Origin of the sequence: Brevibacillus sp. 1238, assembly GCF_029892995.1 — a bacterium.
Classification (GTDB): domain Bacteria; phylum Bacillota; class Bacilli; order Brevibacillales; family Brevibacillaceae; genus Brevibacillus; species Brevibacillus parabrevis.
In genome coordinates this window covers 81,718-103,376 of the sequence record NZ_JARXWC010000010.1, presented here as the reverse complement: position 1 = coordinate 103,376, position 21,659 = coordinate 81,718, and the positions used below count along the sequence as shown (strand labels likewise).

The 21,659-nt window shown below is 53.4% G+C and carries 24 protein-coding genes; 11 read left to right on the top strand and 13 right to left on the bottom strand.

From position 1 onward, the window contains the following. Positions 1-17: 17 nt before the first annotated feature. Together thpR and M2298_RS20615 are read left to right on the top strand one after the other, a co-directional pair. A complete protein-coding gene (gene thpR / locus M2298_RS20620) occupies positions 18-614 on the top strand; it encodes an RNA 2',3'-cyclic phosphodiesterase (RefSeq protein ID WP_280649038.1) in 597 nt (198 codons plus the stop codon). Positions 615-663: 49 nt separating this feature from the next. Then, a complete protein-coding gene (locus tag M2298_RS20615) occupies positions 664-1,332 on the top strand; it encodes a hypothetical protein (protein WP_122964821.1) in 669 nt (222 codons plus the stop codon). Positions 1,333-1,424: 92 nt separating this feature from the next. Here M2298_RS20615 and M2298_RS20610 read toward each other — a convergent pair whose 3' ends face one another. The 3 genes from M2298_RS20610 to M2298_RS20600 form a co-directional block, all read right to left on the bottom strand. Next, a complete protein-coding gene (locus tag M2298_RS20610) occupies positions 1,425-2,303 on the bottom strand; it encodes a M23 family metallopeptidase (protein WP_122964822.1) in 879 nt (292 codons plus the stop codon). A 157-nt stretch (positions 2,304-2,460) separates the two neighbouring features. Next, positions 2,461-2,937: a chemotaxis protein CheW gene (locus tag M2298_RS20605; protein ID WP_173599608.1), complete on the bottom strand. Its 477-nt coding sequence runs from the start codon at positions 2,935-2,937 to the stop codon at positions 2,461-2,463. Positions 2,938-3,138: 201 nt separating this feature from the next. Then, entirely contained in the window at positions 3,139-3,660 is a 522-nt protein-coding gene (locus M2298_RS20600; protein ID WP_217023076.1) for an ADP-heptose synthase, read from the bottom strand. 112 nt (positions 3,661-3,772) lie between these two features. Between M2298_RS20600 and M2298_RS20595 the strand changes: the two genes are divergently transcribed. Next, the gene (locus tag M2298_RS20595; protein ID WP_122964825.1) at positions 3,773-4,438 is read left to right on the top strand and encodes a TerC family protein; all 666 of its coding nucleotides are present in this window, start codon (positions 3,773-3,775) and stop codon (positions 4,436-4,438) included. A 160-nt stretch (positions 4,439-4,598) separates the two neighbouring features. Further along, positions 4,599-5,765 (top strand): tryptophan synthase subunit beta, encoded by a 1,167-nt coding sequence (trpB, locus tag M2298_RS20590; protein ID WP_063230105.1) that lies wholly within the window; start codon positions 4,599-4,601, stop codon positions 5,763-5,765. A 66-nt stretch (positions 5,766-5,831) separates the two neighbouring features. Here the strand turns inward: trpB and M2298_RS20585 are convergent, their stop codons facing one another. Together M2298_RS20585 and M2298_RS20580 are read right to left on the bottom strand one after the other, a co-directional pair. Further along, on the bottom strand, positions 5,832-6,920 hold the full coding sequence (locus tag M2298_RS20585; protein ID WP_173597778.1) for an HD-GYP domain-containing protein: 1,089 nt from the start codon (positions 6,918-6,920) through the stop codon (positions 5,832-5,834). 142 nt (positions 6,921-7,062) lie between these two features. Continuing rightward, positions 7,063-7,680, bottom strand: a complete 618-nt coding sequence (locus M2298_RS20580; RefSeq protein ID WP_122964828.1) for a MerR family transcriptional regulator — start codon at positions 7,678-7,680, stop codon at positions 7,063-7,065. 252 nt (positions 7,681-7,932) lie between these two features. On the opposite strand from M2298_RS20580, the gene M2298_RS20575 reads away from it, so the two are divergent. From M2298_RS20575 to fabI, 3 genes are all read left to right on the top strand, one after another. Then, positions 7,933-8,658, top strand: a complete 726-nt coding sequence (locus M2298_RS20575; protein ID WP_242775018.1) for a ZIP family metal transporter — start codon at positions 7,933-7,935, stop codon at positions 8,656-8,658. Positions 8,659-8,729: 71 nt separating this feature from the next. Further along, positions 8,730-8,876 (top strand): hypothetical protein, encoded by a 147-nt coding sequence (locus tag M2298_RS20570; RefSeq protein ID WP_167470312.1) that lies wholly within the window; start codon positions 8,730-8,732, stop codon positions 8,874-8,876. A 127-nt stretch (positions 8,877-9,003) separates the two neighbouring features. Next, positions 9,004-9,777: an enoyl-ACP reductase FabI gene (fabI, locus tag M2298_RS20565; protein WP_280649037.1), complete on the top strand. Its 774-nt coding sequence runs from the start codon at positions 9,004-9,006 to the stop codon at positions 9,775-9,777. Positions 9,778-9,917: 140 nt separating this feature from the next. Here fabI and M2298_RS20560 read toward each other — a convergent pair whose 3' ends face one another. Next, the gene (locus M2298_RS20560; protein ID WP_280649036.1) at positions 9,918-12,392 is read right to left on the bottom strand and encodes a UvrD-helicase domain-containing protein; all 2,475 of its coding nucleotides are present in this window, start codon (positions 12,390-12,392) and stop codon (positions 9,918-9,920) included. A gap of 98 nt (positions 12,393-12,490) precedes the next feature. Further along, the gene (locus M2298_RS20555) at positions 12,491-13,861 is read right to left on the bottom strand and encodes a hemolysin family protein (RefSeq protein ID WP_122964830.1); all 1,371 of its coding nucleotides are present in this window, start codon (positions 13,859-13,861) and stop codon (positions 12,491-12,493) included. 244 nt (positions 13,862-14,105) lie between these two features. Between M2298_RS20555 and M2298_RS20550 the strand changes: the two genes are divergently transcribed. Both M2298_RS20550 and M2298_RS20545 read left to right on the top strand, forming a co-directional pair. Then, positions 14,106-14,879 (top strand): YitT family protein, encoded by a 774-nt coding sequence (locus M2298_RS20550; RefSeq protein WP_280649035.1) that lies wholly within the window; start codon positions 14,106-14,108, stop codon positions 14,877-14,879. A 33-nt stretch (positions 14,880-14,912) separates the two neighbouring features. Further along, positions 14,913-15,821: an MBL fold metallo-hydrolase gene (locus M2298_RS20545; RefSeq protein WP_280649053.1), complete on the top strand. Its 909-nt coding sequence runs from the start codon at positions 14,913-14,915 to the stop codon at positions 15,819-15,821. On the opposite strand, the gene M2298_RS20540 is transcribed toward M2298_RS20545, so the two are convergent. After that, positions 15,791-16,150 (bottom strand): hypothetical protein, encoded by a 360-nt coding sequence (locus M2298_RS20540; protein ID WP_122964833.1) that lies wholly within the window; start codon positions 16,148-16,150, stop codon positions 15,791-15,793. The genes M2298_RS20545 and M2298_RS20540 overlap by 31 nt on opposite strands. A gap of 108 nt (positions 16,151-16,258) precedes the next feature. Between M2298_RS20540 and M2298_RS20535 the strand changes: the two genes are divergently transcribed. Next, the gene (locus tag M2298_RS20535) at positions 16,259-17,104 is read left to right on the top strand and encodes a PHP domain-containing protein (protein WP_173597772.1); all 846 of its coding nucleotides are present in this window, start codon (positions 16,259-16,261) and stop codon (positions 17,102-17,104) included. 718 nt (positions 17,105-17,822) lie between these two features. On the opposite strand, the gene M2298_RS20530 is transcribed toward M2298_RS20535, so the two are convergent. From M2298_RS20530 to M2298_RS20515, 4 genes are all read right to left on the bottom strand, one after another. Continuing rightward, on the bottom strand, positions 17,823-18,245 hold the full coding sequence (locus tag M2298_RS20530; RefSeq protein WP_122964835.1) for a DUF3995 domain-containing protein: 423 nt from the start codon (positions 18,243-18,245) through the stop codon (positions 17,823-17,825). A 636-nt stretch (positions 18,246-18,881) separates the two neighbouring features. Next, positions 18,882-19,400, bottom strand: coding sequence for a TetR/AcrR family transcriptional regulator (locus tag M2298_RS20525; RefSeq protein WP_122964836.1), 519 nt, complete (start codon positions 19,398-19,400; stop codon positions 18,882-18,884). A gap of 197 nt (positions 19,401-19,597) precedes the next feature. Then, complete coding sequence (locus tag M2298_RS20520) at positions 19,598-20,050, bottom strand: GNAT family N-acetyltransferase (RefSeq protein WP_122964837.1); 453 nt, start codon at positions 20,048-20,050, stop codon at positions 19,598-19,600. Between the two features lie 82 nt (positions 20,051-20,132). Further along, the gene (locus M2298_RS20515) at positions 20,133-20,642 is read right to left on the bottom strand and encodes a YjcG family protein (RefSeq protein WP_063230116.1); all 510 of its coding nucleotides are present in this window, start codon (positions 20,640-20,642) and stop codon (positions 20,133-20,135) included. A 145-nt stretch (positions 20,643-20,787) separates the two neighbouring features. On the opposite strand from M2298_RS20515, the gene M2298_RS20510 reads away from it, so the two are divergent. Continuing rightward, on the top strand, positions 20,788-20,946 hold the full coding sequence (locus M2298_RS20510) for a hypothetical protein (protein ID WP_167470313.1): 159 nt from the start codon (positions 20,788-20,790) through the stop codon (positions 20,944-20,946). Between the two features lie 2 nt (positions 20,947-20,948). Here M2298_RS20510 and M2298_RS20505 read toward each other — a convergent pair whose 3' ends face one another. Continuing rightward, positions 20,949-21,653 carry an alpha/beta hydrolase gene (locus tag M2298_RS20505; protein WP_122964838.1) on the bottom strand — a complete coding sequence of 235 codons (705 nt, stop codon included), beginning with the start codon at positions 21,651-21,653 and terminating at the stop codon, positions 20,949-20,951. Between the last annotated feature and the right edge of the window lie 6 nt (positions 21,654-21,659).

The window sequence follows — 21,659 nt, the reverse complement described above, 5'->3', positions numbered from 1 at the left end:
AGGACGAAAAGACGTCTATGCGTTTGTTCGTGGCATTGGATATTCCAGAAGAAGCGGTTCAATATATTTCCGCTGTCCAAGAACGGCTCAAGCCGGAAGTGATGGCAGACAGATGGCAGCCGCTGCACAATCTGCACCTGACTCTGCATTTTCTCGGAGAGGTGGACGAGCGGCTTGTCCCGGCTGTTTGCGAGGACATGGACATCGTCAGCGCGATTATCGAGCCGTTCACCTTGCGCATCGGCGGCTTTGGCGCATTCCCGCACGCCCAGCATCCTCGCGTCTTGTGGCTCGGACTGCGCGGGCAAACGAATCCGCTGAAGCAGTTGCATCTCTTGCTCGCCAGACGTTTTGAGCTGCATGAGGGCGTGGCGTATGACCGCAAGCGCTATCGGCCGCACATCACGCTTGCCCGCGGGCCGCAGGCAGGAAGCGAAGGACTGCCGCTCATGGACTGGAACGAGCGGTTTTTGGCTCCCGATTCGCCGCGCTGGAAAGTACGGCATGTCTATCTGTACCGTTCGGAGCTTTTGCCAGAAGGAGCCGTGCATACCGTGATTCATACGAGCACGTTTGATAAAGATCACAGCAAAAAACGAGCGGTACCTGAATAGACTAAGAAAAGGACCAGGGGAAAGCTTTCCAGAAAGCGGTGGAAAACGGATGGGTGAGTTCACGACCGGCATTCTTTATCCACGCAAATACGAACCGAAAGTGCTGATTGCCTTGTCCAAGTCTTCGCAACCGTACTTCCACAGAAACATCAATGGCGACTGGAACGCATTTTTCCTGCAGGATGAATGGATTGAAACCTCCTCGACGCTTGATTTTTTGCTTACACTGTCGAAGCAATTCGTGCCGCTGCTTTGGTTTCATGATGCAGAAGACAATGGCTGGGGGTTTCGTCTGTTCGATGCTGGCTTCGAGGTCTCTTCGGCGACGATCAGCTATTCACTGGATGTGGAGATGGCAGAGGCGGAGTTCGGCAGACTTTATCCGGAGATTGACCTGCAGGAAAGAATTACAGACAGCGAGGACGTTCGGCAAAAGTATGAAGACATACTGGACCGGGTTGTGCGTTCGGAGTTGTATCGGCGAGAGGTAGGGAAGGGAATTACCCGCATCAAACCGCAATCCTTCAACCGGATCGCGGGCCCCAAACAGGTGCAGCAGCTGCGCTCGCTGTTCGACTTGCAACTGCTGACAGACGTAGACGATGAGACCGGGGCTTCACTATTGTACGACTCAGTCGATCTTTTCAAAGAGATTTTAGGGATTGAGGAAATGGTATGGGTCAATTATGCGTACTTGGCAAGCGGAGGCAGGGAGTAACGACAGAAAAGGACGGGGGCAGATGGCTCTCCCGTCCTGTTTTTGTTTGAGCGGTTGGTTGAGCGATGCTAGGGGCGAAGGAGCGGGGCGGTTCAGCCGCCGACGAACATGCCCTGGATGATCGGTTCCTTTTCCGAAAAGCGAATCGGGATGGAAATCGCCGCGTACAAGTTCACGGCATTCGACACTTGAAAATGCAAGTGAGGCTCGCTGGAGTTGCCAGAGTTGCCGCAACGTCCGATGATTTCTCCTGCCGACACGATGTCACCGGGCTTGACCGTGATGGAATGCTGCTTCAGATGGGCGAGCAGGCTGAACTCGCCCTGCCCGTGAGCGATCTCGACGAAGTTTCCCGCAGGCTGTTCCTCGTTCATCACGCCGACTGGCGCGTTGTCCGGCACATCGCTTGCGACCTTGACCACTTTTCCGACGCACGGAGCCACGATGGGCTGATCAAAAGCGTAATAGCTCTCGTTGACAGCAGGATCGCCGTGACAGGAGCGCCCTTCTTTCATGATCAAAAAGTCGTAGGCGTAACGCTGGTTGTCGTAGGCGTAGTGATAGTTGATCAGTTCGTTTTTCCCGCCCCAAAAAGTAAACCACGTTCCCTGAAAAGGCAGGCGGTACAGATGGCGGCTGCAAGCCTGGTCTGTGTCGGGATGAGACGTCAGGTGGGAAAGGCGCAGCCCGTGAATGATCCCGTCTGCATCGATGGCGGCAGACAAGCCCTTTTGTCCGTCGCAAGCCGTCCAGACGAAGCGCGTCATCGCATTCAGCGGCACGACAGACAGTGGCTGTTCCTCGTAGCATTCCAGATCGCGATGAAAATCGGCGGCGAAGGAAATAAATTCTTCCCTGCTAACCTCGTCCCGAAAAGCGCTGCTGCACATGTCATACAGCGCCGAGTATTGTCCGCTGCTCAAAGCAAGCGGGATGGCACGAGCCAGCGGGAAAAGCGGGTGAGCAAGCATCGAAAATCACGCTCCGTATGCAAAAAATCTCAACAGCTAGTACGAACCAGGTCGCGCTCAAGTTTCCTGGCGTGACATCCTCGGCAAAAAGGAACAGAGTCAGCAAAAAACCAGTACCAACGACGTGTACTGGTTTCCTTCAGCCATAAATGTCTGCTTATTTTTTCCACTGACCAAAAATTTCATCGATATTCAGCAGCATGATCAGCTTGTCATCTAGACGGGCAATGCCTTGCAAATACTTGCCCTCGACACCCGCCACGATAGGGGGAGCCGGTTCGATCAGGTGCTGCGGAATGTTCATGACTTCGGATACCGCATCGACGATGATCCCGATGTTCAGCCCTTCCAGCTGCAAGTCGACAAAGCGGGTGTCGTCTGTTTGTTCCAGCGGCTCCAGGCCAAACATTTTGCGCAGGTTGACGATCGGCAAAATTCGTCCGCGCAGGTCAATGACGCCTTCTACATACTCAGGCGATTTGGGGAAACGGGTGATCGGCAATGGCTTGATGATTTCGCGCACCAGCGCGATGGACAGCCCGTAATACTCACTTCCCATTTTAAACAAGATCGATTGGGCCGTTGCAGCTTCCCCCTCCCAATCTGTGCCGCTGTTTCGCTTTGTCAGTTCCATCTATACAATTCCTCCCCGGACCACTTTCCTATGTCTTTACCCATATTGTACCATGGACAAACCTGTTGGGCGGCATTTTTTCCATCTTCGTGCCCGGTTTGCCAAGCGAGCAATTTTTCTTAGGAGAAACAGCCATAATAGAAAACGAACAGACCAACAAGCGAAAAGGCTCGTCAGTCTGTTCGTCTGTTTTTTGGCGCATTACGGCTCGCGCAAGTCGTTGAGCGAAATGCCTTGCTCCAGGGCGAAATCAAAATCATCCACATCGTAAAATTGAACAGGCACGATATATTCCAAAATCCGATCCTGAAAATCGGGCTGGTCTGTGAGCAGCGGGACTTCAAAGCGTACGGACGTCAGCAAAAGCTGCGTCTCGACAGGATCAAATATTTCTCCCCACATGGCATTGTCCTCTACCTTGATGACGGTCAGCGTAACGCCGTTCGGAAAGGCAAAAGGAACTTTCGACCAAGGGGCAATCAGTCCTTTTTCCAGTCGTTTGCGATTGAATGGATCGGCAAAAAACTGGCTCATTTCCTGCATGACCCGGCGCACATACTGATCGTCACCGGAGTAGGGCATGATTGGCTCAGGACTCTGGATAAATTCGTCCAATTCATAGATTGTCGACGCGGGTATCAGATATTCTACCGGTTGCGATGGGACCATCAACTCCCCGTAGATAGCCAACATAATCGCTTCAATAACGAATTGTTTCGACATTTCGACAACCCTCCTCGTTACCATCATACTGAAATCGCGGAGTGACAACAAGCCCGGACAAGCTGTTCATGGCAGTAGCAGAACCGAGTAAACCGAAACGGAGGAACTATCCTTGGTTGATCCTGACTTCTTTTCTTCGCTCTTGCTGATTATCACCATCAACATCGTCCTCAGCGGAGACAACGCAGTCGTCATCGCGATTGCTTGCCGCAGGCTGCCTGCCGAGCAGCAGAAAAAGGCGATCGTTTGGGGAACGACGTTGGCTGTCATCGTGCGGGTGATTGCGACGATTCTCGCTGTGTACCTGTTGAAAATTCCTTATTTGTATTTGATTGGCGGGACGATATTATTGTGGATCAGCTACAATTTGTTGCGCGAGGGAGACGATCAGGACGACATTGATGCCAGCGAGGATCTGGTTTCTGCCGTGAAAACAATCGTAGTTGCGGATATCATGATGGGGCTGGACAACGTGCTTGCGATCGCGGGCGCAGCCCAGGGAAACATTTTGCTGATTGTCATCGGATTGCTCATCAGCGTCCCTCTGATGGTCTTTGGCAGCCAGCTGATCCTTCGCGTGATGGAGCGGTTTGCTTGGCTCGTCTACTTCGGCTCGGGTGTGCTCGCACTCGCCGCGGCCAATATGATTTTGACGGAGGAAACGGTTCGGGCCTGGGTCGATCCGTATCCGGGGCTGGCTTTTTTGGTCAAAGCGGTGTTGGTTTTGGCGGTATTGCTGTTAGGGTACAGGCAGCGGTCAAAAGGAAAAGCGAGTTGACAAGCGGGAGGAATGAAGCGGGAAGCAGCGCGTTTGTGCTCCCCGTTTTTTGTGAAAAGGAAGTTTCAGAATAAACTTTACATTCATTGACAAATCCGCTTTCTATCTTATATGATTGAAAAAATTAGAAGAGTCTAGTTTTAGCTGAGGAGAGATGAGCATGTCATTGACAGAACAGACGAAAAAAGGATACTTTGGCGAATTTGGCGGAAGCTTTGTGCCGCCGCAGCTTCAGGAAGTGCTGGATTATTTGGCGGAGCAGTTTGAAAAGTACAAGGACGATCCCGAATTTAACGAAGAGTTCAAGTATTACCTGAAAGAATACGTGGGGCGGGAAAATCCGCTGACCTACGCCCGTCAGCTGACAGAAAAGCTCGGCGGCGCGAAAATCTACTTGAAACGCGAAGATTTGAACCATACAGGTGCACATAAAATCAACAACGTCATCGGGCAAATCCTGTTGGCAAAGCGCATGGGCGCGCATCGCATTATCGCGGAGACTGGCGCGGGGCAGCACGGTGTAGCTACCGCCACAGCTTGCGCGATGTTCGGCATGGAATGCATCATTTACATGGGTGCAGAGGACATGAAGCGCCAGTCCTTGAACGTGTTTCGGATGGAGCTTTTGGGGGCAAAAGTCATCGGGGTGTCCAAAGGACAAGGCCGACTGAAGGACGCCGTCGATGAAGCGCTGAACGACCTCGTGGAAAACTACGAAAATACGTTTTACTTGTTGGGCTCCGCTGTAGGGCCGCATCCATTCCCGACGATGGTCAAGCACTTCCAGGCGATCATCAGCGAGGAATCCAAGCGCCAAATTTTGGAGAAGGAAGGTCGCCTGCCTGATGCCGTGATCGCTGCGGTAGGTGGCGGAAGCAACGCAATCGGTGCGTTCGCGCATTACATCGACGAGCCTTCCGTGCGCTTGATCGGCGTCGAGCCTGATCAGGCACCGACTTTGAACGAAGGGGTTCCGGCAGTGCTGCACGGGTTCAAATGTCTGGTGCTGCTCGATGAACAAGGGGAACCGAAGAAGACGTACTCGATTGCAGCCGGTCTGGATTACCCGGGAATCGGCCCGGAGCACAGTCAGCTCAAAACGAGCGGACGAGCCGAATACTACACAGTGACGAACGAAGAGGTGCTGGCAGCTTTTCAGGAGCTGTCCAAGGCGGAAGGCATCATCCCAGCGCTGGAGAGCGCCCATGCAATTGCCCATGCCCTCAAGCTCGCCCCGACGCTTTCGCGGGAGCAGATTTTGATCGTCAATCTCTCGGGTCGAGGCGACAAAGACGTCGAGCAAGTGTTCCGTCTGTTGAACGAATAGTTGCCCATATAAAAGAAAAGAGCAGCCTTCTTCCAGCGAAGAGGCTGCTTTTTTATAACAACGTATCTATAGCGTTTTGACGATGGTCACGCTCATCCAGTCTTTGTCGTACAGGTTGATCTCAAAAGGAGAAGCGACCTCTGAGCCGTCCTCGTTGGTCAGGATGCGAATGATCGGCCGATTGACCGCGAGCGGATTGACCCGCGAGACGACCCCTGTATGCCCGGAACTGAGCAAGACGGTAGAGGAGATCGGAAAAATCGCGACATGCTGCAAGAACAATTTGAGCAGGTCGAGGTCAAAATACGTGTTCCCCGAAGCAAACAAATACTCGGTCGCATCGCTCGGCGAGTAGCTTTTGCGAAAAGGACGCGGGGAGATCAGCGCATCGTACACATCCGCGATCGCGACAATCCGCGCGTATTCGTGGATGTTTTTTTCACAGAGCTGACGGGGGTAGCCTGTCCCGTTGTAGCGCTCGTGGTGTTGCAGCGCACAGTGCGCGGATACGACAGAAATATTGTGCTGGCTGCGCAAAATGTTGAAGCCGTCTTCCGTGTGGTATTGCAGGCGCTGCCGTTCTTCGACGGTCAGTTCCTTGCGCAAGCTCCACAGTTCCTTTGGCACCTGCGTCATTCCGATGTCGAACAGCAGAGCGCCAATCCCCAGCTCCATCATTTGCTGCTGGTTGTAGCCTTTGGCCAGACCGACGACTCCTGCGAGCACAGCAACGTTGACGGCGTGGTGAAAAAAATAGCCGTCCATGACATGAAGATTGGACAAATTGACCAAAACGTCTTTGCGGCTGCTCAAGTCCTGCATAATTTCCCGGAACACCTTTTGAAAGGTGCTCCCGAAATCAGGAAGGGATGTGCGGCGCTTGATCTGCGGCTGATCCATCAGCGTCGTCATTGTTTTGTAGACGGTATCGACGGCTTCTTTGCGCGTCTCGTCGCGGATCGTGTCTTCGGGTATGATGTCTTCGGTGCGCTTGTCCTGAATGTAGAGCGTATCAATCCCCAATTGTTTGAGACGTTCAATGTAGCGTTCAGTCAGTTGTACACCCAGACCTAAGAGGACGTTTCCGTTTTCCTGAAAAATGCTTTTGGCAATGATATCTCCCGGCTTTACTGAAGTAATATGCAATTTTCTCACAACGAAAGCCCCAGTCCTTTGTCGATAGAATGTAAATAGTCCTGATTTTCAGTCACATCGTATAGTCTAATTCTATCATATGGAAAGACCGGGACACTACCGCTTCCTGTCACTTCGCCAAATTGTCGTTTTTTTCCACTTGTTACTGCTCGGCGGCGCGGTCGGAGCGGGTAAACCAGCGGAACGGATTCAACGACCAGCGCGGCTCGTGACGGGCGTAGCGCTCCTTGCGACGAGTCAGGCGCTGCTGCATCAAATCCATTTCAAATGTGACGCGGCGCATCTCCAGGCGCAATGATTCCTGCATTTCCTCGATATCCGCGATCTTTTGCAAAATGGTCGATTGCATGCTGTTCAAAGACGACAGCTGCGTCAGTTCCTGCTGAAACTTCACCAGCGTCTCGTGGACGGCAAGCTCCATTTCCCGCATGCCGGACTCCACCTGGGTGCCCGCACTGAAAGCTACAGCCGTTTCTTCCGCGCTGGCGCACTCCTCGACTGCCAGCATTTCTTCCGACAAACGGCCTTCATCTATGAGCTGTCGCTGAATTTCTTTCAGGGAGCTGTTTCCGCTATCTTTGCGCTCTTTTACTTCTCGCAGCAGGGCGAAGCCTGCTTCACTGATCAAATAGTGACCCTGCGGATTTTTCAGACGTTCCTTGACAGGTACGAACAAGTCCAGCCAGTTGCGCAGCGTACGAACGTGCACGTCAAGGCGATCAGCTACCTCTTTCGAAGCCATCCAAACTTGTACATCCATCCCGAATCACTCCTTTTTCCCCTGGGTATTCCCGGTGGACTCATTATAGCACCATTTTTTTCCGGGTAAGAGAGAATCGACAAAGGTTCTAAAAAGTAGTGGCATTTCGTCTGATTTGGACAGACCGTTGTTTTTTGTCACAGAGTCGCGAGCAGGACGAAATGGCTGCTTCCACTCATAATGGCCCGGACAGGCGCGTACATATGGAGGGAATACACGTCCCATACTCATGCGGGATGAGGAGAGGACTGGATGATGCAACCTGTCTTTTGGGTAGTTTTGCTTGCGGCCGCGCTGGCAAGCTGCGTGGGCGGACTGTTGCTTTGTCTGCGCGTCTGGTCGCAAAAGGCATTGTTCGCCATGATCAGCGCCGGAGCGGGCCTGCTTTTGGCGATTACGTTTCTGGACTTGATGCCGCACGTGCTCCAGGGCGCGAATATGCGGATGATGCCGTTTGTGCTCGTCGGTTTTGCGGCGATGTTTGCCCTGGAATTGCTCGGGAAAGCCGGAGGAGAAATCGGTTCGACAAGCATCATCGGTGTCGTAAGCGGATTTTTGCTGCACGCCTTTGTCGAAGGAGTGTCGCTTGTGGCAAGCTTGACGGTGGATTCGGAGGTAGGCATGTCCGTCCTTTTGGCTATGCTGCTGCACAAAATACCGGACGGGGTCACGGTCGCTTCCCTGATGCTCGCGGCTACAAACTCGCGGAAAAAAGCGCTCTGGGCCGCGACCTCCCTGGGGATTGCCACGATTGTCGGAGCTTGCAGCTTCGGAGTTGCCGAGCGTATTTTTCCGCCGAACTGGTCGGATGTGATGCTTGCGATGACCACGGGAATTTTCCTGTACGTGTCGGCCAGTCATCTGGTGCCATACATTGTGCAGGCGAGGCGAGCGGAATACGGTGTCTACTTTTTTGGTTCCGTCCTGGTCTATATCGTGTTGTCTGCTTACTTGCACGCGAATCATCTTCATGCATAAACCAGGGCGCTCCTTGCCAGCCTAATGAACAGAATGGCATGACAGATTGACGCAAAGGAGCCTTGGTGAGCATGAATGAACAAAATCGTAATCAAGTCGACGAAACCGCGCAGGCGGCGAGCGAGTTCCCGGTCATGGGAACTTCCCTGAATCCTTTTGACGAAGCGTGGGGGACGTTCGTTCCCACCCCGAGCGAGTCTTCGGCGGCGACCGAGTAGTTCGCCAAAGCTGATGAAGCCGATGTCGAAACGAAGCGTTTCCTGCTCTTTTCACGCGCCCCTCTCGTAACGAAGGACAAGATCGGTTATAATGGCGGGGAATAGCTTGGGAAGGGGCGAATACATAATGAATACACTGTTGCAAGGCAAAAATATCGTAATCATGGGTGTAGCGAACCACCGCAGCATCGCTTGGGGCATTGCCCAATCTTTGCACAACGCGGGAGCGAACCTGATTTTCACCTATCAGGGAGATCGCCTGCGCGAAAACGTAGCAGAGCTGTCTGCCAAATTGGGCAAGGAATCTTTGCTGGTGAACTGCGACGTGACCAAGGACGAAGAAGTGGAAGCAGCATTCGCGACGATCCGGGAAAAAGTGGGCGTCATTCACGGCTTGGCACACTGCATCGCGTTTGCCAAAACAGAGGAGCTGGAAGGCGAGTTCGTCAATACTTCCCGTGACGGATACGCATTGGCGCAGGACATCAGTGCATTCTCGCTGGTAGCGGTAGCGCGTGCCGCTCGTCCGCTGATGACAGAAGGCGGAAGCATCGTGACCCTGACCTATCTGGGTGGCGAGCGCGTGGTGCAAAACTACAACGTCATGGGCGTGGCAAAAGCGGCGTTGGACGCATCTGTACGCTACCTCGCGAACGATCTCGGCAAAGAGAACATCCGCGTGAACGCGATTTCCGCTGGCCCGATCCGTACGCTAGCGGCAAAAGGCATTCGCAATTTCAATGCGGTCCTGAAAGAAATCGAAGAAAAAGCTCCACTGCGTCGCACGATTGACCAGACAGAGGTTGGCGATACAGCCCTCTTCTTGTTCAGCAATCTCTCCCGCGGCATCACGGGCGAGATTTTGCACGTAGACGCTGGCTACAGCATCATCGGCGGCTAAACGGTAAACGGCTCAAACGAATAACAGGCTCCCTCCGCTCGCATACTATACAAAAATGCGACGAAGGGAGCCTTTTTATGTTTCCGTTGATTACAAACATGGAAGAATTTTTGATTTACATGGGCGGCGGCTTTCAGTATTTACCTGCCCATTTCGGAGACGAAGCGGGAGGGACGGGTCTTCCGGCCGAAGCGCTCCCGGGGGATACCGATACACAAACTGCGCCGGGCACGGGTAATCGCCACGTATAAGAGACGGCGTTCTTCTTCGATGGCGGTCGTTTGCCCTTTGCGCAGCTCATCCAGCGTGTACTCGTGAGGGAGAGCGCCTTCCACCAGGTCTGGCAGGAAGACATGGTCGTACTCCAGCCCTTTTGCCCGATGAATGCTTAATACGTGAACAGCTTCACCCGGGAGTGGCCGCATATTGCGCCACTCTTTTTCCTGTCGCATCATCTGCTCGATGTAAGCCAAAAAGTCGCTGATCGTGGCGTGCCGCTTGGCGGCGGCGAGAATTTGTTGTAGCTCGTCGCTCCAGCGTTCCCGGCCATCTTCCCGGTCACGGGCCCGCTTTTTTAAGTAGTCGCGCAGCTTTCCGTCTTCGTAAATCAGTTCCAGCGCCTGGGCAGGGGGGCAATCCTTGCAGGCGGCGAGAATGTCGTTAATTACTTGCATATGTTTGCGCTGGTACGGTTTGAGCTGTGTCAGGTGGGGGAGGATATGCAAAACGGGCTTGTCCTCCAAAATGGACTGGCTGCGCACGATGTTCCATGTCTCGGCGGAAATGTACAGCGTCGGCAAGATTTCCCTGAGCGCATCCGTGTCGTCCGGATTGAGCGCCAGCCGCAAGTATTGCAAAGTCCAGCGAACCGTCTGACGCTGGTAAAACGACTCTTCCTCCTGGGTGTAGTGAAACGGGATGCCCGCCTCGCTCAACCGCTCCAAAAGCGGGCGCGTCGACTCGTTTGTCCGGTAGAGGATGGCGCATTCGCCTAAAGCCGTTCCTTGCTCGCGCCGGTGGATGATTTCATCCACGATCCGGGATGCCTGCTCTTCTTCGTCGTCCGGTTCAAACAAAAACGTGTCGCCTTCTTCGCGGTGGAACGAACGGCACGCCTTGTCCCAGCGGGCGCGATTGTGACCGATGAGCGAATAGCCGAGACTGACGATGGAAGAGTGGGAGCGATAGTTCACTTCCAGTGTAATCGTAGAGGCTTGTGGAAAATCTTTGGTGAAGCCCAATATGTACTGGGGATCACTGCCGCGAAAGCCGTAGATCGACTGATCGTCATCGCCAATGACGCACAGGTTGTTTTGGGGTGCGCACAACAGCTTGACCGTCTCGTACTGGATGCGGTTAATATCTTGAAACTCGTCGATCATGACGTGGGTAATGCGCTCCTGATAGCGCTGCAGCAAGCTTTGATTGTCGCGCAAAAGCTCGTAGCAGCCCAGCAGCATGTCGTCGAAATCAAACCATTGATGCTTTTTCTTCGCCTCTTCGTAGAGCGGATACAGCTGTGCCGCGCGCTTTTCCGCATCGGTCGCCAGTTCGCGGTAGGCAACTTCAGGCGGGAGAATGTATTCGTTTTTCCAGCGGCTGACGATGCCAAGCGCTTCGGTGATGTCGGTTTCCTTCAGCACAGCCAACTCGTCATGTCCGAGCAGCGATCCGGTTTCGCGCAGGAGCCGCCACTTTTGCCAGTCTTTTTTCAAAAGCCGCTGCTGGTCCCAGTTGTTTGGCTGATGATGCAAGAGCATGCGATAAAAAATACTGTGAAACGTTCCGGCAATCAGCTCGCGGGCTTGACCGGACGGAAGCTGCCTGGCAATGCGTAGACGGATTTCTTCCGCAGCTTTGGTCGTAAAGGTCACCACCATGATCCGGTTTGGCTCCACGCCGAGATCTTTGATCAGATGGGCGGTGCGCGCTGTCATCACGCGGGTCTTGCCGCTGCCGGCTCCGGCGAGAATCAAAAGCGGCCCATCTGTCGCATGCACCGCCTGCTGCTGCGTAGGATGGAGCGGTTGGTCAAGCTGTTGCTCCGCCAAGTGCGCAATCGTCTTTTTCGGCATGAAGCGCTTGCGAAAGACCGGGGGCTTTGGCGGAGGCGGAGCTGGTGTGACACTGCTGCCAATCGTCCGTTTTTTCGGGAGACGAAAGGAACCGATCGTTGTGGTGTCGGTTTCCGTTTCCGTGCGATGGTCTTCGCCGGATGCTTTTTCCGTCGCGCGGCCGAGCGAATCGTCAGCTGGTGCGCCAGTTGCAGAGCTTGTACCATCTGTATCTGCTGGCGTATGCTCTACAGCTGCGTCAGTGCTGGCGACAGCAGCGGTGCCAGTGACGATAGGGTGGAGCGCAGCCGCGGCCGTCTCGTCCAACGCTTGCAGCCACTCAAAAGTGGCAGGACTGTTTTGCGGCAAAAGCGGACAGTCTGTTTCCAGCGAATGCGCGAAATAAGGCTCAAAGCTGATGCCCGCAACCAGGCGCAACGGGGAGCCGCAGGCCGGACAGCGAACCTTGTCCTGTCGGGCTGCCATGCGCCAAAACGGTATGCGGTTGTAAGTGTCAGGCTGCAACAGGATGGGTTTGTTGTCTAGTAACGCATAGTTCATGTAGGCACCTCGAAAAAACAGCTTCTTTGTCAACGGTCTGACTGTGGAAACAAGAAGTGCCCCCTGGCTTGAAGGGGACACTTGCCAAATGTTGTTCGCTATGACTGGGCGTGCAGCAAAATCGTGTCCTCCGGAAGTGCGGCCGATTCTTCCTCATCCAGATGGGTGATCGCCACGCGTGTGATCCGGTGATTTTCCAACTCGCTAATTGTAAACAGGTAGCCTTCGTACATGACGGCTTTGCCTGATGCCACTTCTTCGTTCAGTTGGCTGTAGAGCCAGCCGGCAATCGTATCGACCTCATCGGAGACGATCTCGATCGTCAGAAAATCGTTCAACTCGCTCAAGAGTGTTTTTCCAGAAACCGAGAGGGCATTGCTCGCACTTTCTTCAATTTCAGGCCGTTCATTTTCGTCAAATTCATCCTGAATGTCGCCGACAATTTCCTCCAGGATGTCTTCCATGGTCAAAATCCCTGCTGTGCCGCCATACTCGTCGATGACAATCGCGATTTGCGAGCGGCGCTTTTGCATGAGCCGCAGCACGTGGCTGATTTCCATGGACTCTGGCACCGTAAGCAGGGGACGAAGGAAATCGTTTAACTCGGCTTTCCCGGTTGTCAGCGCCGACAGGAAAAAGTCGGAAGTGTGCACGAAGCCAATCAGCCTGTCTTTGTCTTCATGGGCGACAGGGAAGCGTGAGTGGCGGGATTCCCGGATGATTTGCAAATTTTCGTCAAACGTGTTGTCATCGTACAAGCAAATCATGTCGATGCGCGGGATCATAATTTCCCGGGCAAGTCGTTCGGAAAAATCAAAGACGTTGTCCACCAGGGCCATTTCTGTCTGGTCGATGTGGCCGCTCTTATGGCTCTGATTGACCAGCAAGCGTATTTCTTCCTCCGTGTGGGCCGGGTCGCTCTCCGTAGCAGGCTCGATGCCCAAGCGGCGGATAAAGAGGTTGGCCGCCCCGTTCAAAAACCAGATGAGCGGGTAGCTGAGCTTGTAGAAAAACATGAGCGGAGCAGCTGTCCAGAGCGAAGTCGCTTCCGCTTTTTGAATCGCGAGCGATTTGGGAGCAAGCTCTCCGAAAACGATGTGCAAAAACGTAATGATAGCAAACGCGATGGCAAGAGAAACAGGGCCTACCATATACGGCGGGAATTGAAAGTATGCCATCATGGGTTCGACGTAATGGGCGATTGCAGGCTCGCCAACCCAGCCTAATCCAAGCGATGCCAGCGTGATGCCGAGCTGGCAGGCAGACAAATAGGCGTCGAGCTCCCGGGTGACCTTTTGCGCGTAGTGGGCACGCTTGTTGTTGCCTTCACTGACGAGCTGGGCCAAACGAGTTTGGCGAACTTTAACCAGCGAGAATTCTGCTGCGACGAAGAAGCCGTTCAAAAGGACCAAAAACACCACGAGCAGCAGATTCAGCGTAATCTCCCCTATCGGACTCTCCAAGCGCACCTCCAGCCTTCCGCGGTGCGAAAGGTGGAGAATTCACCTCCGTTACGCTAATTGTATTTTAAATGTACGAACCAAAAGGAATAAACATTCGTAACTTCCTTGTTACAGGTAAGTATACCAATAGGTCAACCGAAGAGTCAAAACGTTCCGATTTGCCCGGGCGCATTTTGCACATTGTCCGGACATACGGGAATCCCTCGATTCATACACATAAACGAGCAGTTGTCCGAGGGAGGGGAGGCGTGTGTACTGGCTGCAAAAAAGCGTGGCGATCGTCATGGGGAGCGTACTGGTTGCCATTGGCGTCAATCTGTTTTTGGTGCCGCACCGCCTCATGGACGGAGGGATGATCGGGATCGGGCTGTTGGCGACGTATTACATGCAGTGGCCGCCCGGGATAATCATGATTGTCGTCAGTATTCCGGTGTATGTCATCGTGTTTTTTTACGATCGTCGGCTGTTTTTTCACAGTTTTCACGGGATGCTGATCTCAGCCTTTTTGATCGATGTCCTGTCCGATTTGCGCGATTTCAACAGTTGGTCTATGGCGATTTCGTCTGTAACGGGGGGCTTGCTGATCGGCATGGGAGTAGGCTTGATGCTCGCCTTCGAAACGAATACCGGAGGAACGGATCTGGTAGCGCAATTTTTGGCCCGGCGCTTTCGTCTGCCTGTGGCTTTGCTGATCCTGGTGATTGACGGTCTGATCGTGGCCTGCTCGCTGCATACGATCGGACTTGTGCGCACCGCCTTTTCGCTGCTGACAATCGTCGCCGTCGCAGCCACGACACACATGTTCAGCGGGATCGGGCGTCCGCACCCGCCCTATACCATCGTTGGCCCGCTGCACACTTTGCGCGCAGAGCGGAGCAAAGAACGGTTGCGAGCCTTTCCTGTCTTGCCGGTTTTTTACAGGAAAAGACAACAGCCCGCATCTGTACGCGCAAAACAAACCGGAAGAACCAGGGCAGGGGAAGCAAAGTTTTTGGAGAAAATAAATAGGAAAAGGATGAAATGAGGGGCGAACATTGTGTCTACACATACACCGCAAATGATTACGGAGCGGGTCGGCTATTTTCCCGGTCACGTAAACATCGGGTTGGTGATAGGGGAGAGCGGGGCCATCCTGATTGATTCCGGGCTGGAGGCGCAAACGGCGAAGAAAATCAAAAAAGGGCTGGACGCGATAGCCCAGCCCTTGTGCGCGATCATTCAAACACACGCTCATGCCGACCACTTCGGAGGAAACGCCTACCTGCTCGGATGCTGGCCCGAAGCCAAAGTATACGCACCACCGCTGGAAGAAGCGATCATTCGCTATCCGATTCTGGAACCCATCTACTTGAACATGGGAGCAGAACCTCTTGCCGATCTGAAAAACAAGTTTTTGCTGGCGCAAGCTTCCCGGGTGGACCACCTCCTTCCATTAGAAGGAACGATTGCAATCGACGGTGTGCCTTTTACGATCCTTTCTCTGCCGGGGCACAGCTATCAGCAGGTCGGTCTGATCTGCGACGACATATGCTTTGCAGCCGACAGCTATTTGGGTGAGGAAGTATTGGAAAAGCACAAATTGCCGTTTCTTGTGGATGCGCATGAGACGATGAACAGTTTGCACAAGCTCCTCGCGACCACATGCACAGGATATTTGCCAGGTCACGGAGCGTACACCACCTCCTCTCAAGGTGCGGTGCACAAAAATATGGAATGGCATGAACGGATTTACACTGTCATCGAAGACATTTTAAGAGAGGAGCGCGGAGTAGAAGACGCTCTCGCCCTCCTGTGTGAACGCTTGCACATTTCCATAGAGAACGCCGGAAGCTACGCCTTGTTTCGGACGGCTTTCATGGGCTATCTCGTCGGACTGGTAAAAGAAAAGAGAGTGACCTATCGGTTTGGTGCCAACAGATGGTTGTGGAGCACGGTTCAGGATGGACCAGACGAAGAAGAGAGATAATCGGCAATTTCGGCCAATTTATGCTCGGCTGCTTCCCGAACGGATTTGGGGATGAAAAAAATCTCTTCAGAGGTGTTCATATAAAATTTTGCTTCCAGATACGGATGGCCCAGCTTGACTGTCATCTCGCCTTTTCCAGTGGACGAGGTGGTAAAATTGGTGGGAATGCGCAGGAAATACGTGCTGCTGCTGGCAGAATCGTACATGACGACATCGTACGTGGGCATGCCGTCCCCGCCTGATCGGTGAAACCCCTGCTGTCTGAGCATTTTGTCGACATAGGAGAGTGGCTGCACGACACCGGTCAGGGTCTTGTTTTTTAACCGCATGGACATCCTCCTCGGCTCAACCTGTGAGAAATTCGGGTTTGCTACCATCCTATGTGCGGTGGGCAGATTTCAGACTTGAAGAAAAAGAAAAGAAGGAGTGGAGAAAATATGCTGTTGCAAGCAGACTTACATACACATACGAAGGCGTCGGACGGGACTTGCGAACCTGCGGAAAACGTGCGCCTGGCGAAAGAAGCGGGACTTGCCGCTCTGGCGATTACCGACCACGATACAGTGGCGGGCGTGGCAGAAGCGATCGAAGCGGGAGCGAGGCTCGGGGTGGAAATCATTCCGGGCGTGGAAGTAAGCTCGGTAGGAAACGGGCAAGACATTCACGTGTTAGGCTATTTTGTTCCGTATGAGGATCAGGCGTTTCAAGAGCGACTTGTGGGCTTGCGAGAAACGCGCCACCAGCGCAACGAGTTGCTGATTGCCCGCCTGCAGGAGCTGGGCATTCCGATTACGCTGGAAAACGTCTACCGCCGCAAGCAAGGCACAGATAAAAACATCGGTCGCCCGCATATTGCCGAAGAGCTGATCGAGCTGGGCGTCGTGGCCACAATCGAAGAGGCGTTTGACAAGTATTTGGGCAAAGGGGGAGCCGCTTACGTCAATCCTCCGCGCATCTCGCCTCAGGAGGCGATCACGCTGATCAAGGAGGCGGGCGGCGCGGCTGTGCTGGCGCATCCAGGTTTGTATGACGATGACGAGCTTGTACGCGAGCTGATCGTCTTCGGGCTGGACGGCATCGAAGTCAACCATCCGGACAACGATGAGCTGCAAAAGCTGCGCTACAGCAAGTGGGCACAAGAGCACGGCCTCGTCGTGACAGGCGGTTCCGACTTTCATGGCTGGCGCGGCGAGGAGCCTTTTCACGCCATGCTCGGCTCGCACACGGCGCCGACAGAGGCGGTAGAGCAGTTGCGTGAGATTGCTCGGAGGCGGAAGGGGTAACTGGAGCAGATGGGTTTATATGTTGGAGTGAAAGGTAATAACGCAGTAGTTTAGTCTGCCTGTTGGAGTGAAAGGTAGTAACGCAGGGGCTTGGCCTGTCTGTCGGAGTAAAAAGTAATAATGCAGGGGCTTGGTCTGCTTGTTGGAGTAGAAAGTAAGAACGCAGCAGTCTAGCCTGTGCTGGTGGGGTAAAAAGTAATAACGTAGGGGCTTAGCCTGTCTGTTGGAGCAAAAAGTAATAACGCAGGGGTTTGGCCTGTCTGTTGGAGCAAAAAGTAAGAACGCAGGGGCTTAGCCTGTCTGTTGGGGTAAAAAGTAATAACGCAGGGGCTTAGCCTGTCTGTTGGAGCGAAAAGTAAGAACGCAGGGGCTTGGCTTGTCTGTTGGAGCGAAAAGTAAGAACGCAGGGGCTTAGCCTGTCTGTTGGAGCGAAAAGTAAGAACGCAGGGGCTTGGCTTGTCTGTTGGAGCGAAAAGTAAGAACGCAGGGGCTTGGCTTGTCTGTTGGAGCAAAAAGTAAGAACGCAGGGGCTTGTCTTGTCTGTTGGAGCAAAAAGCAATAACGCAGTAGCCTCCCCTGCCTGTTGGAACAGAAAAGTAGAAAAGTAGCCCCTTATCCGTCAGACGATTGGCTGAACCGGATGAAGGGGCTTTTTTGTCTGGCAAATTACATATTGCCTTGTGCCTGGGAAATGTCGGCAACTACCGTGACTGGCGGATTACAGAACCGTCAGCAAAAACGCCATTCCGAGCCACAGGCAGAGCGGAGTGAACAATCTGGTGTCTTGGCGGCCGAAGACGGTGTGCCGGACTTTTTTAAAGAAGCCCACGTAACGAAAGTCGCCGACAGCACGCAAGAAAAAAACGGCAGTACCGAAGATGCAGCCCCATTGAATCAAGGCGGGCGCCATCAGCGGCGCTAAATAACCGCTTTGCGCGAGCAGCAAATAGTCGGCGAAAAGCAGCAGGCCAGCGACTATGAGCGTCCCGATCTTTCCGGGACGAAATAGCGGGCGGGAATCGTGCGCAGTAACGGGGATGGCCGCAGTGCTTCCCCAACGGCCGCCGAATGCCCAGTACACATGCAACAATGACAGAACGGCCAGGATAATCGCAGTAGATAAGACGACGAATGTGGTCATGCGAGTGCCTCCTTGGTGAAAGCTTCGTGGGCGTTTTTTTGCAAAAGATACGCAAGCGTATGTTTCGGGCGCGAGAATCCCCCAGTGCAGGGAGGGGGCAGAAAGGGACGTTCTCAGGTCGTCGGATAGAGCCATATGATACATCATCGTACCCGGCATGAAGAAGTTCGCGCAGCAAGGATGTTTTCATGTTGTCAGATGGAGTCATATGGTCATGATCGTGCCTAGATCGAGGAAGTTCCGCAGAAAGGAGGCTTTCATGTGTCAGATGAAGCTGTACGGTACATCACCGTGCCCAGCATGAGGAAGTTCGCCGCAGATAGGGACTTTCTCAGGTCGTCAGATGGAGCCATATGGTCATCATCGTGCCTAGATCGAGGAAGTTCCGCAGAAAGAAAGGATGCTTTCATGTTGTCAGATGAAGCCATATGGTCATCATCGTGCCTAGATCGAGGAAGTTCCGCAGAAAGAAAGGATGCTTTCATGTTGTCAGATGAAGCTGTACGGTACATCATCGTACCCAGCATGAGGAAGCTCACTCAGAAAGAAATGCTTTCATGTTGCCGGATGGAAACCATATGGCTCATCATCGTACACAGCCCTACCTCTACGAAGTCTCCACAGCAAGGCAAGCTTTCACGTTGTCCATTTCAAAAAATGCTGCAACGGCGCAGCGATGTCAAACGGCTCGTCCAGCTCCCCGCGCACCAGCCAACCGATGTAGACGAGGTAAGCGAGGTGAGCGCGGGCATTTGCTTCGTCCGGGGAGAGTCCTTTTTTGGCATACAAGGCAGCTACGTAGCCGATTCTGCGTTTTTCAATCCCGGCAACGCGCTTGCCCAGCTCCGGGTTTTGCTTGGCCCAGGCGTACATCGCTGCTTCCGTCTTGCGCTCGGTTGCAAACACGAACGACAAGAGCTGCTCCAACGTAGCCTGCTCGGCTTCCGGCGCAGAAATGATCCGCTCCGTGGCGTGCAGCTCCCAGTAGTCGATCATGGCGTTCAGCAAATCTTGGCGGTCGGCAAAATGGTGGTAGAAACTCCCCTTGCTAATGGACAGCTTCCGCGCAATGGCTTCCACGCGCACAGCTTCCACTCCCGCCTCCGCCAACGTATTCAGCCCTGCGCGAACCCAATCTTCTCGCGTATATTGCATGCTTCACCTCTAAAGATACGGTTGCGTATGTTTTGCTTCTATCCTAATCCAGATGGCAAAAATCGTCAAGAGCAAAACGCCCTCCGCCTGCTTTGACAAAGAGGGGAGGGCAAAAGAAAAGCTCAGGTTGCTAAGGAGGCGACCTGCCAGTGGTTTATGTAGCGCAAGGAACGTCTGTGATGCCTGGGACAACGCATCTATCGCAAAGCTTTGACCATCGCGATATGCTCAATGCCTGCTTCATCAAAAACATCTCCGTGCGGCTCGTAACCGAGCTTTTCGTAAAAACGCTGCGCGTGCGTCTGGGCGTTTAGTTTGAGGCTGTCGAAGCCGAGTTCTTTCGCCGCGTCTTCCATCACGAGCATGATCTGGCGGCCAAGTCCGGTTCCGCGTTCGCTTTGCAGCACAGCGACGCGCTCGACTTTTCCAACGCCAGGCGTGTACGGACGCAAGCGGCTCGCTCCGACTGGTTCCTGTTCGTTGTAAGCGACGAAGTGCACCGTGCCGCTGCCCTGCTCGTCATGCTCATCGATTTCCAGCTCGGCAGGAACCTGTTGCTCGTCGATGAACACTGCTTTGCGCACCGTGAGCGCATCTTGCATTTCTTTTTCCGAGCTTACTTTTTGAATCGCATAAGATTGTTGTTTCACTGTGGGGACACGTCCTTTTCTGGTGGCAGTAAAAAGATCCCTCCCGGCAAGTCAGGCTCGCGAGGAGGGGAAGAGAAATGCTTTATTTGTTCAAGAGGAATGTCTGGTAAACGCTCCAGATTCCGTCTTCCAGTTGATAAATCAGGTGGAAGCGATCGATCTCGCTGGTCAAATCGATTTTGGCCATGCTCAATTGTCCGGTTACATCACGCAGCTCATCGTCGGACAGATCGCGCCCGATGGTCAGATGCGGAACGTACGCATACGTTTCCTTTTCCGAAACACACTTGTTCACGATTTGCTCGTGCAGTGCGGTAAAAGGCTCTTTGTTTTGCACAGCCAGGTAGATCACGTTTGTTGTAGGATGGAAAGAAGATACCCGATGGAAGTGCGCTGTAAAGCTCTCCGAAGAAGAGGCAACCTGCTCCAGATGGCTCACCAGTTCTGGCAGCTTGGCTTCATCGAGGTCAAAAGCTTCTTTCAAGCGGATATATGGAGGGACCAATGCGTATGCCGGGTCATAACGCTTCCGGTAAGAGTTGGCTACTTCCTGCACCTTGCTGGATGGAAAGACTACGATACTGTACAACATAAGAACCACTCCTCCTTACTATCTATCATGCTCTACAAGAAACTATTTTAACAGAAAATTCTTCATTTGTGTAATGTTATGCGCCGATCCGTATATTCCAGCCGCGTCAGGAAACACTGTGTAGTGCAAGGAGGTGCCGCGCTGCATGTACACGGCCATGATGATTACATTCATTTTTCTCGTCCTGCTTTTGTTGTCCGTCCTGACCTTCACCATTTTGACAGCGATCCGCAAAGGAGAGTTCGAAGAAGCACTCGTCTCGCCTTTAAAAGATGAAGGTCCCAAGGAAGAACAGCCACGGTAAGTTTACCCGTAAAGCGTCCGTAACATGCGCGGTAAATTTTTCTGCCAGTGGCCCCATGTATGGTCACCCTCGAATGTTTCGTAATAGAGGGTGGCTTTTTTCGTTTGCAAAATCGCCCGCAGCTCCTCGTTGGCTGCGTACAGGTTCAAGACGCCGCGAGAAGAGTTCACGGCTGTTTCTTCTGTCCCAATCTCCAGGTAGAACGTTTGGGACACGGTGAGATCAGCTTGGGCGATCCGGCGGTTCAACTGCTCGTCCACAGCACCTGACTGGCTGGCAACTTGTCCAAACGTATGCGGGTAAGCAAGCGCGGTGAACAGCGAAACGACGCCGCCAAGCGATTCACCCAGCAACGTGCGTCCGTTGCCCAATGGATGCGTGGAGTAATGCGAATCAATGAAGCTGACCACTTCATCCGCGAGAAAACGGGAATAGGCAAAATGCTCTTTCCCATCCGGATGGTAGCGGTCGAAGCGTTTGGCTTTGTCGACGGGAAGAAAAACGGCGAGCAGGTCGGGAATTTCTTTGTCCGCAATCATCTGATCCAGCAAGGTCGCCATTCTGCCCATTGCCAAGTAATCGTCGCCATCCTGCACGTAAAGAACCGGATAGGAGTAAAGCGGCGAGTAACGTTTCGGGGTATAGACAATCAATTTTTCCGGCGTTCCGAGCAGCCGGCTGTCCAAGACGATTTCCTCAAGGGCCACAGCAGT